The organism is Mucilaginibacter sp. SJ, assembly GCF_028993635.1.
GTDB lineage: Bacteria > Bacteroidota > Bacteroidia > Sphingobacteriales > Sphingobacteriaceae > Mucilaginibacter.
Genome location: NZ_CP118631.1, coordinates 5,180,103 through 5,196,034 on the forward strand (window position 1 = coordinate 5,180,103; position 15,932 = coordinate 5,196,034).

Annotated in this window: 9 protein-coding genes and 1 tRNA gene; 7 read left to right on the forward strand and 3 right to left on the reverse strand. The window is 44.2% G+C overall.

From position 1 onward, the window contains the following. Window positions 1-422: 422 nt before the first annotated feature. Both MusilaSJ_RS21520 and MusilaSJ_RS21525 read right to left on the reverse strand, forming a co-directional pair. The gene (locus MusilaSJ_RS21520) at window positions 423-1,445 is read right to left on the reverse strand and encodes a family 43 glycosylhydrolase (protein WP_274986862.1); all 1,023 of its coding nucleotides are present in this window, start codon (window positions 1,443-1,445) and stop codon (window positions 423-425) included. Window positions 1,446-1,539: 94 nt separating this feature from the next. Continuing rightward, entirely contained in the window at window positions 1,540-3,024 is a 1,485-nt protein-coding gene (locus MusilaSJ_RS21525; RefSeq protein ID WP_274986863.1) for a glycosyl hydrolase family 28 protein, read from the reverse strand. 207 nt (window positions 3,025-3,231) lie between these two features. Here MusilaSJ_RS21525 and MusilaSJ_RS21530 point away from each other — a divergent pair, with 207 nt between their 5' ends. From MusilaSJ_RS21530 to MusilaSJ_RS21555, 6 genes are all read left to right on the forward strand, one after another. Continuing rightward, window positions 3,232-5,112 (forward strand): glycoside hydrolase family 97 protein, encoded by a 1,881-nt coding sequence (locus MusilaSJ_RS21530; protein ID WP_274986864.1) that lies wholly within the window; start codon window positions 3,232-3,234, stop codon window positions 5,110-5,112. Window positions 5,113-5,188: 76 nt separating this feature from the next. Further along, window positions 5,189-6,211 carry a substrate-binding domain-containing protein gene (locus MusilaSJ_RS21535; RefSeq protein ID WP_274986865.1) on the forward strand — a complete coding sequence of 341 codons (1,023 nt, stop codon included), beginning with the start codon at window positions 5,189-5,191 and terminating at the stop codon, window positions 6,209-6,211. 486 nt (window positions 6,212-6,697) lie between these two features. Beyond that, complete coding sequence (locus MusilaSJ_RS21540; protein WP_274986866.1) at window positions 6,698-10,837, forward strand: hybrid sensor histidine kinase/response regulator; 4,140 nt, start codon at window positions 6,698-6,700, stop codon at window positions 10,835-10,837. A 254-nt stretch (window positions 10,838-11,091) separates the two neighbouring features. Continuing rightward, window positions 11,092-11,676 carry an RNA polymerase sigma factor gene (locus MusilaSJ_RS21545; RefSeq protein ID WP_274986867.1) on the forward strand — a complete coding sequence of 195 codons (585 nt, stop codon included), beginning with the start codon at window positions 11,092-11,094 and terminating at the stop codon, window positions 11,674-11,676. 40 nt (window positions 11,677-11,716) lie between these two features. Continuing rightward, on the forward strand, window positions 11,717-12,706 hold the full coding sequence (locus tag MusilaSJ_RS21550) for a family 43 glycosylhydrolase (protein ID WP_274986868.1): 990 nt from the start codon (window positions 11,717-11,719) through the stop codon (window positions 12,704-12,706). A gap of 338 nt (window positions 12,707-13,044) precedes the next feature. Next, window positions 13,045-14,226, forward strand: coding sequence for an acyl-CoA dehydrogenase (locus MusilaSJ_RS21555; protein ID WP_274986869.1), 1,182 nt, complete (start codon window positions 13,045-13,047; stop codon window positions 14,224-14,226). A gap of 145 nt (window positions 14,227-14,371) precedes the next feature. Here MusilaSJ_RS21555 and MusilaSJ_RS21560 read toward each other — a convergent pair whose 3' ends face one another. Then, window positions 14,372-15,286, reverse strand: a complete 915-nt coding sequence (locus MusilaSJ_RS21560; protein WP_176622365.1) for a PfkB family carbohydrate kinase — start codon at window positions 15,284-15,286, stop codon at window positions 14,372-14,374. A 317-nt stretch (window positions 15,287-15,603) separates the two neighbouring features. On the opposite strand from MusilaSJ_RS21560, the gene MusilaSJ_RS21565 reads away from it, so the two are divergent. Continuing rightward, window positions 15,604-15,677, forward strand: a tRNA-Asn gene (locus MusilaSJ_RS21565). The last annotated feature ends 255 nt before the right edge of the window (window positions 15,678-15,932 follow it).

Genomic DNA, 15,932 nt, shown 5'->3' on the forward strand with positions numbered 1-15,932 from the left:
TTTATGATGTTAAAGCGCTTGAAATAAGCTGCTTTGTATGGGTGGAGCGTTAAGACTTAAAAAAAACTCTTGAGAGAGAGAGGGGCATTCTAATTTTAGCTTTTAAAAACTCGCACATGCAAGCGCAATGTCATTAAGTTAAGAGACTGACAACTGCACCAGAGGTGCAAAAGGCTTGTAGAAACAAATTCGCATAGATCTCTGGTGTGCCAGCGGTACACAACTCCGGTGTTCCGTACCTCTGGCACGGTTGTTTTGAATATGTATGTTGCTACAAACCTGTTCCCCCTCTGGGGGATTTTCCTAAACTTAATGACATTGCGGGTAAGCATCCGCACTCGACTGTTTGCCTCAGGTGAGCGTGAACGCTCACGTAATAACGTTAAAAAATAAACGAGGATGCTTAACTTTTTATCACGCTGTTACTTCAAAACAAGCTGGGTTGCTTCATTTCTGTTGCATGTAAGTTTGCCATCAGTTAATTTGAGTTCGGCTACCTGTAAGCTGCTACGTTGTTTATCATATTTGGTAGCGCCGCCCGTTGCCGCGCCATCGCCGGGATGTACAAAATAAAAAATATAGGCCCGGCCCGCGGGCGTTACAATTACATCACAATGATGGCCAATGGCACCATCGTCAATACCATTGCCGGGTGTTGCCAGCAAATCACCACCCGGTTGCCGGGCCCAGTTTTCCAGATCGTTTGAAGAATAAACAGCAAGCCCCTTCCAAACATCAGTGATCATCCAATATTTGTTTTTCCACCTGAAAACCTTCGGGCCTTCGCCGGGTTGGTCAAACACCGCTTTCCGGCCATCAGTCCAGTGGTACAAGTCGGGGCTATCAGCAAAAAAGATCGATTTATGGTCTGTTTCGTTATTATACCACATGCGCCAGGTGCCATCAGGCAATTGCAATACACATGGATCTATTACCTTTTCATTCACCAGTTTTAAGGTCGATTCATATTTCCAGTTCAGCAGGTTTTTGCTGGTAAGATGGATGATGGTGCGAGGATGGTTCCAATCCGTAAAGATACCGGGAACATAGGTAAGGTACATGTGATACACTCCATTATGGTCAATCACTTCCGGAGCCCAAAAGGTATACCCTGCATCCGGGCGATAACCGATATCTGCCGTATCACGGTATTTCCAGCTGGCACCATCTTTAGATTCAGCAATGCCAATGCGGGTGCCATGCACCCAGGCAACACCATGAATGGTGGTGTCGTTTGCCCTGCGGTTAGTATAGAACATAAACCATTTCTTTTCGCTGCGGTTCCAGATTATGGTTGGATCGGCCGCCCCATCATATACAGGGTCGCGAAATAACGGCTTGGGAGCAGGTACTCCCCGGTTGTTTTGGGCAAATGCACCTGCAAGAGGGGTACAGCAAATAAAAAATAATACAAGGTGATTTGCAATTGCAATTTTCAATTTCATCTTCATAATTGATCAAACGGGAGTTGTTTAATTATTGCTGCCCTGGCTTGCTTATTATTCATTTCGCTGATGACACCCATCTTACGTTTAGCCCTCAATCCTTCCTCAAAAACTGGATCCCGTCCACATGTTCACCCACAAATATGTTGGCCATATCGCTTGTTTTATAAAAGCCGGGTTTGCCTGGCATTTTATCATAGATCAGGGTACCGTTTATCTTCAGGTTTTCAAATATAACGTTCCTGATGCCGCGTTTGTCATCGTAGCCGGCTATAACAGACATATTTGCCCGCTTGCCGTTATAATTGACATTCCTGAACAATATGTTCTCGATTCCCAGCCCGGGAGAGGTGTTATATTTCCGGTTGTACATCACCCTTAAATTAAACAGTTGTCCCTTGCGGATATCCTCAATCTCCACATTTTCAAAACTGGCGTTCCTGATCAGGTTGCTGTCGCCTGCATTAAGTGATATGCAGCCCTGGTAATCAAGCTGATTTTCGTTATGGTCAAGTACCGTCATATTTTGAACCCGGATATTTTGTAAGGTATCCGGGTGGTCGGTATCCCCATGCGTGCCTATCAGCAGTGGGTGGGCTACATCTGCCCATAAAATGGCGTTGTTAACTGTAATATCGGAAGTATTGCCATAATAATTCCACCGGTGACCGTAAATGGCGATGCAATCGTCTGAGTTTCGCATGTATATATGATCGAGCTTAATATCCTGACTGCAAAAGATGTCGATACCATCGGCATTACCGGTTGCACTGAAAGCTTTGAAATTACTTATACTCACATGCTTTGATTCGCCCATCAAAATAGAATAACCCGTTGGGAGCTCAATAATCCCGTCAACAGTGACATTATTACTGTACTGGATAATCAGATGATCGTTCCTGAATTTGGATGGCGTTGCTATAGTTTTTTTTATTGAGCTGCTGTCGTTTTGTACAGGATGCTGTGTAAGAATACCACGGCCGCAGATCCTGACGTTTTCCGCATGATCTATAATTAATGATCCTTCAACAATGGCGCCGCCGGCTAAATAAACGGTTTTACCTGAAGGGACGGTCATCCGGCCTATTTTATGGATGCCCGGGCCGAAATAAAGCGTTTGCGCATCGGTTTTTGTGGGACGGCTGCTTTCTATAGGGTTTGCAAAAATCTGCAGGTTCTCAAAAATATTTCCGTTTACCTCTAACGAAACATATTGCGAAGCGCTTAATTCAAACTCGACAATGTTGCCTTTAACCTCGGGCTTGATGCCGTATGCAGTAGGTCTGATCCTTACTTCTTTGATATTCCCCTGGTTTAGCTTAACCCGAAGCTTTACCGAACCGGAACAATCGAAATAAGTAAAAGCGGTTTTTTTAATAATGCGCTGCGCGTCAAAACGAGCCGCGACATCGACGGTATATACATCTACGGGCTGCCAGTTGCCTGTGCCCTGCCGCACATCTACTTTAATTGTATGATTAACTAAGTTACTTTCGGGTGCCTTATAAGTTATGATTTCTGCTTTGACTGTTTTTAATAAAAATACGACTGCACATGTAAGCACCAGGAATTTGTTCATAGAAATTTTTATAGTGTATAGAGGAAGACAATAAATGCGGATTCTCATACTCAATAAAAAACTATATGGAAAAAATAACTGCATTTGGCGGAGATAATGTGCCCTAATGAGATACCCTGAACAATTTGAATTAAATCACTGATCTCTTTGAGTATATTTAAGAGCATTGCTTGTCCTTATTACTGTTGTTGCCCCGTATCCTGAACAATGAAGAATAAATACCTTTTTTTTGCCTTTTTTATAGCCCTTTCCCCTCTTTATACTAATGCTGTGTCCGCAAAGCAAAAGGTTGTTGCCCTGCTTTATTCACCAGACAACCATACCCGGGCGCAATTTTCATTGGATGAGCAGGGACAACTGTATTATCGATTAATTTTCAACACACGGTTAATTGTTAACTGGTCACGTTTAGGGATCGAAACTACCGGTTCTTCATTAGTTCAGGGTATCACGTTAAGGGGATCGGCCAAAAAAGAAATCAATGAAAAGTTTTTGTGGCCGCTGGGGGAGGATGCCAGCCTGGTAAATCATTGCAATGAACTCACGCTTCATTGCACATCCGGCAGGGGTAATTATGATATAATTGCCCGGGCATATGATGGAAGCCTGGCGTTTAGGTATGCCTGTAAGCGGCTTGGGGATAGTATTGTACAACTTAAATCGGAGCTGACGGAGTTTAACCTTGCAGCGAACTACCGTATTTACCAATATCATGAAGAGTCTGTTTTCAGGCCGGTTATGGTCGATTCATTGCCGGGTACCAGTGACCTCCCTTCAACGCTTACAGCCGCACAGTCATACATAAGTATAGGCGAAGCCGATAACCGCAATTATACCAAATGCGTATTGGTTCATGGCAGCCGCCCCAATAGCCTGGCGTTACAATTTTACACAGATACCCTTTACCGCGACCACCGCGTTCAGTCCGTTCGGAAGGATTCGTTGATCCGGTTCACCGATAGTCTCATTACTCCCTGGCGAACCATTAGTTGCAGTAGTACTGCCATAGGTTTGCACGCGTTTAGTGAGCTTAATCTAAAACTGGTTAAACCACTTAGTAATGAAGTGCCCGATTATGTAAAACCCGGAAAGGTTTTCAGGGTACCTATCAATACGCAGGGTGCCCTTGATGGAATTGATTTTGCTCAAAAAATGAACTTTCAATACATTTTGGTTGATGCAGGCTGGTATGGCGCCGAATTTCGAACTACCTCTGATCCTACCAGATACTTACCTGATTTTCACTTGCCCGATATTATTGCCCATGCCAGGCAAAAAGGCATCGGCGTTATTTTATATGTAAATTATGTGGGGCTCAAAGCTAAGATAGATACCATATTGCCGCTTTATAAAAAGTGGGGCGTTAGCGGGCTAAAGTTTGGCTTTGTAGATGGCGGCACGCAAAAAGGCCTCGCCTGGCTTGATTCGGCCATGAAAAAAGTAAATGACTATGGCATGATACTCAACGTACATGATCATTATAAACCCACAGGTTTGAGCCGCCGGTACCCGTATGTGCTTAGCCAGGAAGGGGTCAGGGGCGATGAAAACAGTCCCGACGCTTTCCATAATACCGTGTTGCCTTTTACACGTTACCTGGCCGGTCCTGCTGATTTTACCTTTTGCTACCCCAATAAGGTGAATGATTACAGTAAAAATATCCGGGTGAGCAAAGCCCAGCAAATGGCGCTGACCATTGTATACTTTGACCCGTTGCAAGCAATTTTCTGGTACGGACGGTCGCAGGATTACCGGGAAGAGACGGATATTGATTTTTTCAAATATGTGCCCACGGTATGGGATGAAAGTAAATATGTGCAGGGAGAGATAGGCGAAGGCATTACCGTAGCACGCCGTAAAGGCCGTACCTGGTACCTGGGTAGCGCTGCAGGTTTTCGGAAGTGGGGAGGAAGCTTCAAGCTCGATTTCCTGGAAAAAAATAAGGTATACACCGCTACTGTTTATGGCGATGACGGACAGGGCGGCATACAGGTAAAAAAGGTTGAGCTAAGGCACAATGATGCTTTTGTTGTTGACCTGGATGCAAAAGGGGGCCAGGCCGTTATCATAAGACCTCAAATAAAATAGAGGGCGGGGCTTTTGTTGTGCGGTATTATTAACGATTGTATTAGTTTGACTTAAGGAGGATCCAGCTTTGGGCGAAATGAAAAAAAAATTGGCTTTGAAAGATATTGCTGCCGCGTTAAAAGTGTCGGAAGCATCTGTTTCCTATGTTCTTAATGGCAAGGCGAGGCAATATGGCATCAGCGTGGCGCTGGAAAATAAAATACTGAGGTTTGTTGAAAAGGTAGGTTACCGGCCAAACCGGCTGGCAGCCAGCCTGCGGACAGGAAAAAGTAAAACGGTGGGCATGATTGTGGAAGATATCAGCGACCCTTTTTTTTCGGCCATTGCCAGGGTTGTGGAAGAGCATATTTATAAAGAAGGTTACCGCGTTATTTATGGCAGTTCTGAAAATTCTACCGTTATTGCCCGGGATCTGCTGCAAACCTTTAAAAATTACCAGGTAGATGGGTATATCGTGGCGCCTACTGCCGGCTTGGACGATGATATCAACCAGCTTGTAAAGGAAGGTTACCCGGTAGTGGTGTTTGACCGCGCTTCGCCTGATCTGCAATGTTCCAAAGTACTTGTCGATAATTTTCGCGGCAGCGAGGCCGCTGTTTTGCATTTGATAGATAACGGCTTCCGTAACATTGCCATGGTTACGCTTGCGGCCGGGCAGGATCAAATGAATGAACGTGTTAACGGTTATCACGCGGCCCTCCAAAAACATGGGCTGCCGCCTATCCTAAAAGAAATTATCTATAATGAAGGTCCTCACAAAACGATCCAGAACCTTAAAAGCCTGCTGAAAAGTAAAAAGGATATAGATGCCATTTTTTTTGCAACCAACTATCTCGCCTTAAGCGGCCTGCAGGCCCTCAAGGAATCCGGATTGATAATTACCAAAGATATCGGCGTTGCTGTATTTGATGATATTAACAATTTTGCTCTTTTTAACCCGGCTATAACCGCTGTAGCCCAGCCAATTACAGAGATTGGGCTCAGGGTTACCAAAATTTTATTGGAAGAGCTGCAGGATAACCACATGATCGATTCGCAAAATATTTTATTGAAAACCAAACTGATCATAAGGGATTCATCCGAAAGGTTACCGGTGTAATTTATCCGAAATAAAAAAAAATAAAAAAATGAGTATCAAACCTGTTTGGGATTGTCTTTGTTGTAACTCTCCCCTAATAAACCGTTCGGTTTAGTTAAGTTGGTTATAATAAGGCTTCTGAAAGGAAGCCCTTTTTGTTAAGGATAAATAGCAGGGAATATGGAGGGAAAGGATCGGTGGGGGCACACGGATATAATACTTGCTCATTATTTGTCAGATAATTATATTTTTGTTTTGAGTAAATGTTACAGGGTGCAGACATGATAGTGTATCGATTTATGAAAAAAAAGCGAAACGAAGCGGAACCCTTAGGGCTATTTCAGATAAAGAATCCGAAAGCAGACGAACAAACGATCAAAAAAAGCTGGAATTCAATTGTTCAGAAAATAAATCAGGGACCAAAAAAGAAGCGCCAGGAGTAATGTTTAACCCGACGGGACAGTTTTTGAAATACGAACCAAATGTTTCGCGGCACTTATATTCAAATTGAACAGTATTCAACAATCGGCATCCTCCCGTATACGGCCATTTAAAGCAGCCGCACGTTGGTGTTGTGTAATTATTTTAGGAGCACTGATTTTAAACAGCAATGTCGCAGCGCTTGCTTTGCCCAATATTCAGCGGCTTGGCCTCAAAGACGGGCTTTCCAACAGCGAAGTACGATGTATTTTCCAGGACCATTCGGGCTATATGTGGTTTGGCACTTATGATGGCCTGAACCGTTTTGACGGATATGACTTCCGTATTTACCGCAATCAACCCGAAAAGCAACATTCAATTATTCATAATTTTATTAATTGTATTGCAGAGGATGCGGCCAATAATTTATGGGTAGGTACGCGCCAGGGCATAAGTATCTTAAACCCGGTAACAGAAGAGTTTTCTCCGGCGTATGCAATTTTGGCCGGCAAAGAAACACCCGTGACATCTTTTATCAGGGATATCAAAACGGACCGCTCCGGGCGTATTTTCATTGCCACCCTTTCCAACGGCCTTATCGTTATGGATAAAGGTAAGCGGACGGGCCGTGTTATACCGTACTATAATAATGGAAAAGCAGTACAGCGTTACAATGTTGGCGCGTTGTATGTTGGCGCCGGCAATCAGATCTATGCGCTAATCAGCGGCGCGGGCCTTTTTACATATGATGCGATACACGGTACTTTGAAGTTACTGAACACTTCGGTTACCGGCGCTACCTGCATTTATCCGGAAGGCAATGGTTTATGGGTAGGCACAACCCAGGGCCTGCACCATTATGATTTCAAAACAGGGCAATATGACCGTCTTTTTGATGAGTTTAACGGGCCTTTCAAGTCGGGCAGGATAACGAGCCTGCAAGTCATGCCCGATAGTACACTTTGGGTGAGCACTGACGGCGGCGGGATTCAGATCATGGATAAAGGACGCGACAAGATTACCTATCTGCCTGCGGGGAGTGACGAGCACTCACTTTCAAGTGATGCTGTTTATGCTTTATTTTTAGACCGCGAAGGCAGAAAGTGGATAGGTACATTACGGGGAGGAATAAATGTTATTGATGAGGTAAAGGAACGTTTTGTAAATATCAGGCATAATGACCTGAACGCCAATAGTCTTATCAGTAATTTTGTTAAGTCATTATATGAAGCCCCCGATGGCAGGCTGTGGATAGGTACCGACGGCGGCGGATTGAGCATTTGGGACCGGCAGGCACATCGCTTCACCAATTTTCGCCATGATGCTTCACAGCCAGGTACCCTAAGCTCAAACTTTGTTACCAGCATTGCCGGGGATAGGGAAGGCAGGACCTGGATTGCCACCTATGGGGGCGGCATTAACCAGTATCAGCCGGGCTCCAATACATTCACTACATTTCGGGGCATTGACAGGCAGGGAGTTGCCAACCGGATAGTGTTCTGGTGTTTGTACCTGGATCATTCAGGAAATCTATGGGCCAGTGGCTTACAGGACGGGCTGTTTCTATATGATAAGCACAACAACCAATTCCGGTTGTATGATGCAGCATTGATCAACATCCTGTCAATGGGCGAAGACCATTTTGGAAACCTTTGGGCAGGAAACTTTGAAGGTGTTTATAAGATTGATCTAAAAAGCAACGCACATAAGTTTTATCCGGTAGGGAAAGCGGTGAGGTCAATGCAGAAAGCAGGCAACGGCGATATGTGGTTAGGTACGGAGGCCGGTTTGTTGTATTTTTCAGCATCAAAGGAAAAGATAGTTCGTCACTATACCACCAGTAACGGACTTAGTAATAACACGGTACTGGCCATTTTGGAAGACGCGCAAAAGCATTTGTGGCTGAGCACTTACAACGGGCTTTGCCGCTTTGATCCCAAAGCCGTTAGTTTTACCAATTTTTTTGAAAGCGATGGCCTGGCGAGCAATGAGTTTAACTTTAACGCGGGCTTAAGGCTAAACAATGGTCAGCTTGCGTTTGGGGGGATCAATGGTGTCACGATGTTTCATCCGCAGGCAATCCTGCCTCTGCATGATGCTCCCAACATTGTTATAACTGATATTAAAATTAACAATAAGCCCATAAGCACTTATCCCGACTATGTTAAGACGGATGCCGGTAATGTTATCCGGTCGTTAGAGGTTCCTTACGATCTGGCATCAATAGCCGTTAGTTTCGCAGCTATCGAATTTACCGCGCAGGATAGGATCGGTTACCGTTATATGCTTCAGGGCTGGGACAGGGGATGGGTTTATGCAGGGCGGCAGCGTAACGCGCTTTATACCCGTTTAGCGCCTGGTACGTATACATTAAAAATTAACTGTACCAATGCCGAAGGGCAATGGATCAGCCGTGAAATCCATCTTCATATCATTATTTTGCCGCCCTGGTATCGTACCATTTGGGCTTACCTGATTTACGCGATGTTGCTTGCGGGAGTTGTTTACTGGTACCTGCGTTATAGGTTCAGGGAAACACGGCTTAAATATGAGGTACAACTGGCCAATGCCGCCGCTGCACACCAGCGCGACCTGCAGGAAAAGGAACGCGAATTGAACGACCGGCGCGTAGAGTTTTTCACGGGCGTTTCTCATGAGTTTCGTACGCCCCTTTCGCTCATCATCAACCCGTTAAGGGATTTGCTTGCAAAAATTGGCCCTGAGAACCGTGCGGAACTTAATATTGTTTATCGTAATTCAAGGCGGCTGTTAAGCCTTGTTGATCAGCTGCTGCTGTTTCGTAAGGCCGATTCGGGCTCGGGGATCCTGCAGATTGCGCCGATGGACATTACCCTCGTTTGCCGGGAGGTATTTTTATGTTTTGTGCAGCAGGCCAGGCTTTTGGGTATCAGTTTTGAATTAAACGTGCCGGAAGAGCCGGTACTGATTTACGGAGACAGGGAAAAGGTTGAGATTATCCTGTTTAACCTTATATCCAACGCTATTAAATATACGCCGGCCGGGAAAGCCGTTTGCGTTGGCCTGCAATCGGGGCCGGACGAGGTGGTGATCAATGTGATTGATAATGGCCCGGGAATATCTCCGGAAGCGGGTAAGCATATCTTCGAAAAGTTTTACAGGTCAAAAACGCACGGCCAGGCGGCAAAAGGGGGATTTGGTATCGGCTTATTCCTGGCCCGCCAGTTTACCATAGATCACGGCGGCTCATTATTGTTTGAAAGTGAGCCGGGTAAGGGCTCTGATTTTTGTTTAACCCTGTTAAAAGGGACAGCTCATTATCCGCCGGATGTGGCAGCGGCAGCCGATGCTGCTGATTTATCGCCTTTGCTTCGTGAAATGGTTGAAGACCAGCCGGGGATAGCTGAAGCCGGCCAAATTAATGATATTGATTTTGAAGCTGATAAGATTTTTACCGACAAGCAAAGGATCCTGGTTATTGATGATGACAGCGAGATCAGGTCTTACATTTGTTCGATTCTTGAAAGCCGCTACAGGGTGTACGAGGCAGATAATGGTTTGACCGGTTTACAGAAAGCGAAAGAAAAGCAACCCGATCTCATTATCTGCGATGTAATGATGCCTGGTTTAAATGGCATTGAACTTTGCTCAACCATTAAGCAGGACCAGCAATTGAGCCATATCCCGATGATTTTGCTAACAGCCAGCTCCTCTGCCGAAAATAAGATCAAAGGGCTGGAAAGCGGCGCCGATGACTATATATCCAAACCTTTTGATAAGGATGTGCTGGTAGCGCGCATTGCTAATCTGCTGCAAAACAGGAGTAACCTTCAAAGCTATTTTTATAATACTATTACCCTGAAATCGGTTAATGTCACTATTTCGGATGAGTACAAACACTTCCTGGAAAAATGTATCGAAATTGTTGAGCAGCATATTACCGACGAAAACTTCAACATCAAAATACTGGCTTCAGAAATCGGCATGAGCCATTCAAATCTTTACCGTAAAATTAAATCACTGTCGGGCCATACCGTTAATAGCTTCATCCGCTACATACGCCTCAGAAAGGCGGCTGAGCTGCTGATCCAGTCGGATATGAATGTTAATGAAGTAGCCATTGAAACAGGCTTTAACAGCATCAAATACTTCCGCGATCAGTTTTTTAAACTGTTCGGTGCTAATCCATCAGACTTTCTTAAGCAAAAAAGACCTGTATTTAAGAAAAGAAATAATATAATTAATTGATATGTAGTTATTTATAAATATTCTTCCCGTTGCTTAATCAATTGAGTAAATTGATAAATTGCCGAATTTATACCGCATAAATGACCAATTTGAGTCCCATCTGTCGAATAAAATCTATTCATATTAGCTTATATAAACCAGTTATTAGAACCGTAGGCAAACTTACTTAATCGATTATGTAAATCGGTTTTCAGCTCAGGGTTCCTAAAGTCGGTAACGACCAGTTTAAAGAGAAACCAGTTTTTAAAGCCAATATGAACAATTGTAACCAGCTAACTACATGGTGGGAAGAAGCCCTCCAGGGAAATGTCAAATCTTTTGGCAGGATACATGACGAACTGTATTCCGGTTTGTATTTCTACCTCTATAAAATTATTAAAGATGAGGCTGCAGCCCAGGACGTTTTACAGGAACTGTTTATAAAAATGTGGGAGCGGAGGATAACATTTGGGCCTATTAAAAATGTTAAATACTATTTCTTTAAATCGGCGCGGTCACTTGCTATCAATTTTTTAAAGGCCTCGCGGCCCGAGTTTGTAGGCTTATCCGCAAGTCATGATATCGATATTGTTTTTTCGAGGGAAGATGTGCTTGTTTCGGAAGAAACCGGGAGAGAAGTAGAGCACATGCTTGCCCTTGCCTTGAATACCTTGCCAAGGCGCCAGAAGGAGATGATCTTTTTAAGGTATTTTGATAATTGGAATTACGATCAGATTGCTGAAGTAACGGGGTTACAATATCAGTCGGTAGTTAATCATGTACACAGGGGCATCAATCAACTGCGTATTAAACTTTCTGAAGGCAGTAAGATAGCCACAACCGAACTGGTGCTTTCATAAAAACGGTATATAAGATTTCCTGACTTTCAAAAAACACTGAATGATTAAAAAGATACTTTTAAAAAGAATAACCATTGCCGTCATGACGTTGCTGGTTGCCGGCAAGGCACATGCACAGCATCAAAAAATCATAAATCCCGGAGAAGTTTGGCCCGATAACCGCGGAGAACATATCCAGGCACATGGCGGCGGTATTATAAAAATAAAGAACACATACTATTGGTACGGCGAAGAAAGGCGGCGTGGACTGGATTCAAATAAACGTTATGTTAGCTGTTATGCGTCAAAAGACCTGACGAACTGGGCGTTCAAAGGCGATGTTGTTCAGATGACCGATCCTGAAAACCTGGGGCAGCGCTGGGTGCTGGAAAGGCCCAAAGTTTTCTACAGCAAAAAGAGCCGGCAATATGTCATGTATTTCCATCTTGACAATGCGACCTATAAGTTTGCCCGGGTTGGTATTGCCGTAAGCGACCGCCCTGACGGTGATTTTAAATACCTGAAAAGCTTCAGACCTTTGGGGCACGAAAGCCGGGACATTGGCCAGTTTATAGATGATGACGGTACGCCATACCTTGTTTTCGAAGACCGTCCGCTCGGGTTTCATATTGTTCGCCTTTCGGAAGATTGCCTCAGCATTGACCGGGAAATGTGCCTGATAGCCGAACATATGGAAGGCGGGGCCATAGTGCATTATAAGGGTCTTTATTACGCCATAGGCTCAGCGCTTACCGGCTGGAGGCCCAATCCTAACCGGTATGCCACAGCAAAGACCCTGGAAGGCCCGTGGTCGGAGTTTAAAGACATAGCGCCGAAGGAAAAAAATACATATAGTTCGCAATCTACCTTATTGCTTAAAGTTAGCGGGAAGAAGGATACCACAGTATTGTTCCTGGGGGATATCTGGAAACCGAAAGAACAATGGGATTCCCGTTATTTATGGATGCCTGTTCAGATCGGCGATGGCAAGCTTTGGCTTCCTGAGCCCGCCCCGTTTAAGATCGACGTGAAAAACGGCACTGCAAATTGATCAGCATTTTTATACAATTCATTCTTCATAAGGTTAGTTAATAGATTAAGGGGCAGGGGTGCCCCTTTTTCTCTTTTACCGGCCCCGGCAATGTGCCTGTCGCACTGTTTTTTTGATCGATAAAGTTGGTATCGGTTAGCGCCGGTGGGTTGTTATCTTCGTTCCTCTCCAACAATTTCAAAAATATTTTTCATCAGTTTCCTCTCCCCCAAAACCACTCTATTTTAACTAAACCTATAATTCATACCCAATACCAAACTGTTCTTGATTTGCAGGCTTTTACGGGCAAACCAATCTCATTTTTTATACGTTATTTTGTAGTAACCAATTATAAATGTATGGATACTTTGTTAACCGATATCCCCTCAACAGGCGGGTATGATTTTGCTATGAACGAAAATCAGCAAATGGTTGGCCAGATGGCCAAAGACTTTGCCGACCGTTATATTAAACCTCATGTAATGGAATGGGACGAAGCCCAGGTTTTCCCTATCGACTTATTTAAACAATTGGGCGAGCTTGGCATGATGGGCGTTTTTGTGCCCGAACAATATGGCGGCTCCGGTTTCGGATATTTTGAATATGTAACCGTGATCAGTGAAATAGCCAAAGTTTGCGGTGCTATAGGTTTATCAGTCGCCGCCCATAATTCACTTTGTACGGGACATATCCTTGCCTTTGGCAATGAAGAGCAAAAGCTTAAATGGCTGCCCAAACTGGCCACTGCCGAATGGCTTGGCGCCTGGGGATTAACCGAGGCCAACACCGGTTCGGACGCGCTGGGTATGAACACCACCGCCGTTTTGGATGGCGACCATTATGTAGTGAACGGCTCAAAAAACTGGATAACCCATGGTAAATCGGGCGATGTGGCGGTAGTGATGGTGCGTACAGGCAACAAAGGCGATTCGCACGGGATCTCGGCACTGGTAATTGAAAAAGGTACACCGGGTTTTACCCATGGCAAAAAAGAAAACAAGCTGGGTATGCGTGCCTCAGAAACCACGGAGCTTATTTTTGATAACTGCCGTGTGCCAAAGGAAAATTTGCTGGGTGTTGAGGGAGAAGGCTTTAAACAGGCCATGAAAGTGTTAGACGGCGGCAGGATTTCGATAGCGGCGCTTTCGTTAGGGATTGCAAAAGGTGCTTTTGAAGCGGCGGTTGCTTACGCCAAAGAACGCCGCCAGTTTGGACAACCCATTGGTAATTTCCAGGGGATAGCATTTAAACTGGCCAATATGGCTACCGAAATTGAAGCGGCCGAACTGCTGATCATGCAGGCTGCCGATCTGAAAAACCGCCATCTGCCGGTCACAAAACAATCGGCCATGGCCAAATATTTTGCCTCAGAAACGGCAGTGCGTACGGCCACCGAGGCTGTTCAGATCTTCGGTGGATACGGTTATACCAAGGATTTTCCTGTTGAGAAGTTTTATCGTGATGCCAAACTTTGTACCATAGGCGAAGGCACCAGTGAGATCCAGAAGATTGTGATTAGCAGGGAAGTGTTGAAAGCATAAGCCGGGCCGGCTATTTTGCCTGTTATTATTGAATTTTAAAAGAGTTTTAATATGAGAAGCTCTTTAAATCAATATTAAACATATTTGTGTAGAGACGCATTTGATGCTTCTCTACACAAAAAATTGATGTTTTTAAAAAGCTATCTTACAATTCAAATTTAGATAAGCCTACAAACTCCTGGATCCGGGCGGCTATTTCCTCTTCGCTAAGGTTTCTTAATCTTTCTGAACCAAATTTTTCAACACAGAATGAAGCCAGGGCCGAGCCAAAAATGATGGCGTTTTTCATGTTGTTGAAATTAACGGTGCCTACTTTGGCCATGTACCCAATAAAGCCGCCTGCAAAAGTATCGCCTGCGCCTGTGGGGTCAAATACTTCGGCCAATGGAAGGGCGGGGGCACTAAAAATCTTATCTTCATGGAACAGCAATGCACCGTGCTCACCTTTTTTAATGATGATGTATTTAGGGCCCATGGTTAATATTTTGCGGGCGGCTTTAACTAATGAGAATTCGCCGGATAACTGGCGGGCTTCGGCATCGTTAATGGTTAGCACATCCACCAGCTGGATGGTTTTTAAAAGCTCATCAAGGGCAATATCCATCCAAAAGTTCATGGTGTCCATTACAATAAGCTTAGGACGGTTTTTAAGGCGCGCTATAACAGTTTGCTGCACCTGTGGAGAAAGGTTGCCCAGCATCAGGTATTCGCAATCCTGGTAACTATCAGGGATAATTGGATCGAAAGCTTCCAATACGTTAAGCTCAGTTACCAGGGTATCGCGGCTGTTCATGTCGTTATGGTAACGACCGCTCCAGAAAAATGATTTCTCGCCCTGTTTTACCTGCAGACCTTCGGTATTAACGTTGTGCTTTTGCAGGTCCTCAATCTCGTGCTGCGGAAAATCATCGCCAACAACCGCTACAATTTTTATTTTATCATAAAAGTAAGAAGCGCCCAAACTTGCAAAGGTTGCAGAGCCGCCTACTATTTTATCGGTTTTACCAAAAGGGGTTTCAATGGCATCAAACGCCACAGTGCCAATAACTAACAAACTCATGTAAAGATATTTATATTTTTTTGCCGCAAATATTGTGAAAATTAAGGGATAATCATTCATTGATGCCAGTTTGCGATGCCAATTTTCATTTGAGAAAACATAATTTAACCAGTTTCAGAAACCTGGCGGCAGAAAAAAGAGGCTCTGCAGAAAGAATTGCCATCGCTAAAAAAATGCTGCAGTGTGTCTTTGGGTTTTAAATAACACATAATCAGGGGCAAAAAAAGCCTGTGAAAAATATTTTAATTTTTTTTTAATAAAAATTGTGAAATATCCGATGAGTTTTTACCTTTGCCCCACTCCAAACCGGATTAGATTCCTGAGTAGCTCAGCCGGTTAGAGCATCTGACTGTTAATCAGAGGGTCGCTGGTTCGAGCCCAGCCTCAGGAGCAAAAGCCTCACATGTCTGTGAGGCTTTTTTTATATCTGATATTCTGTAGATCACTTTGCAGGCAATGATCCACAAAACACGCGAAAATGAGACGATATGCGTGTATTTTGACACGATATGAAGATATCCCGGCAACACATTCACTTATTTTTACGATCTGAATAAGACTTCAATTATACACTGTTCATGAACCAATCTAACCGACTTAAGTCATTGGTCATACCGGCCCGTACATGCACAGGAAAGAAAAGCAC

Excerpts from the sequence above, each read along its gene's own strand:
- MusilaSJ_RS21550 (WP_274986868.1), top strand. The coding sequence starts at position 11,717 with ATGATTAAAAAGATACTTTTAAAAAGAATAACCATTGCCGTCATGACG.
- MusilaSJ_RS21535 (WP_274986865.1), top strand. The coding sequence starts at position 5,189 with ATGAAAAAAAAATTGGCTTTGAAAGATATTGCTGCCGCGTTAAAAGTG.
- MusilaSJ_RS21555 (WP_274986869.1), top strand. The coding sequence starts at position 13,045 with ATGGATACTTTGTTAACCGATATCCCCTCAACAGGCGGGTATGATTTT.
- MusilaSJ_RS21525 (WP_274986863.1), bottom strand. The coding sequence starts at position 3,024 with ATGAACAAATTCCTGGTGCTTACATGTGCAGTCGTATTTTTATTAAAA.
- MusilaSJ_RS21560 (WP_176622365.1), bottom strand. The coding sequence starts at position 15,286 with ATGAGTTTGTTAGTTATTGGCACTGTGGCGTTTGATGCCATTGAAACC.
- MusilaSJ_RS21520 (WP_274986862.1), bottom strand. The coding sequence starts at position 1,445 with ATGAAATTGAAAATTGCAATTGCAAATCACCTTGTATTATTTTTTATT.
- MusilaSJ_RS21545 (WP_274986867.1), top strand. The coding sequence starts at position 11,092 with ATGAACAATTGTAACCAGCTAACTACATGGTGGGAAGAAGCCCTCCAG.
- MusilaSJ_RS21530 (WP_274986864.1), top strand. The coding sequence starts at position 3,232 with ATGAAGAATAAATACCTTTTTTTTGCCTTTTTTATAGCCCTTTCCCCT.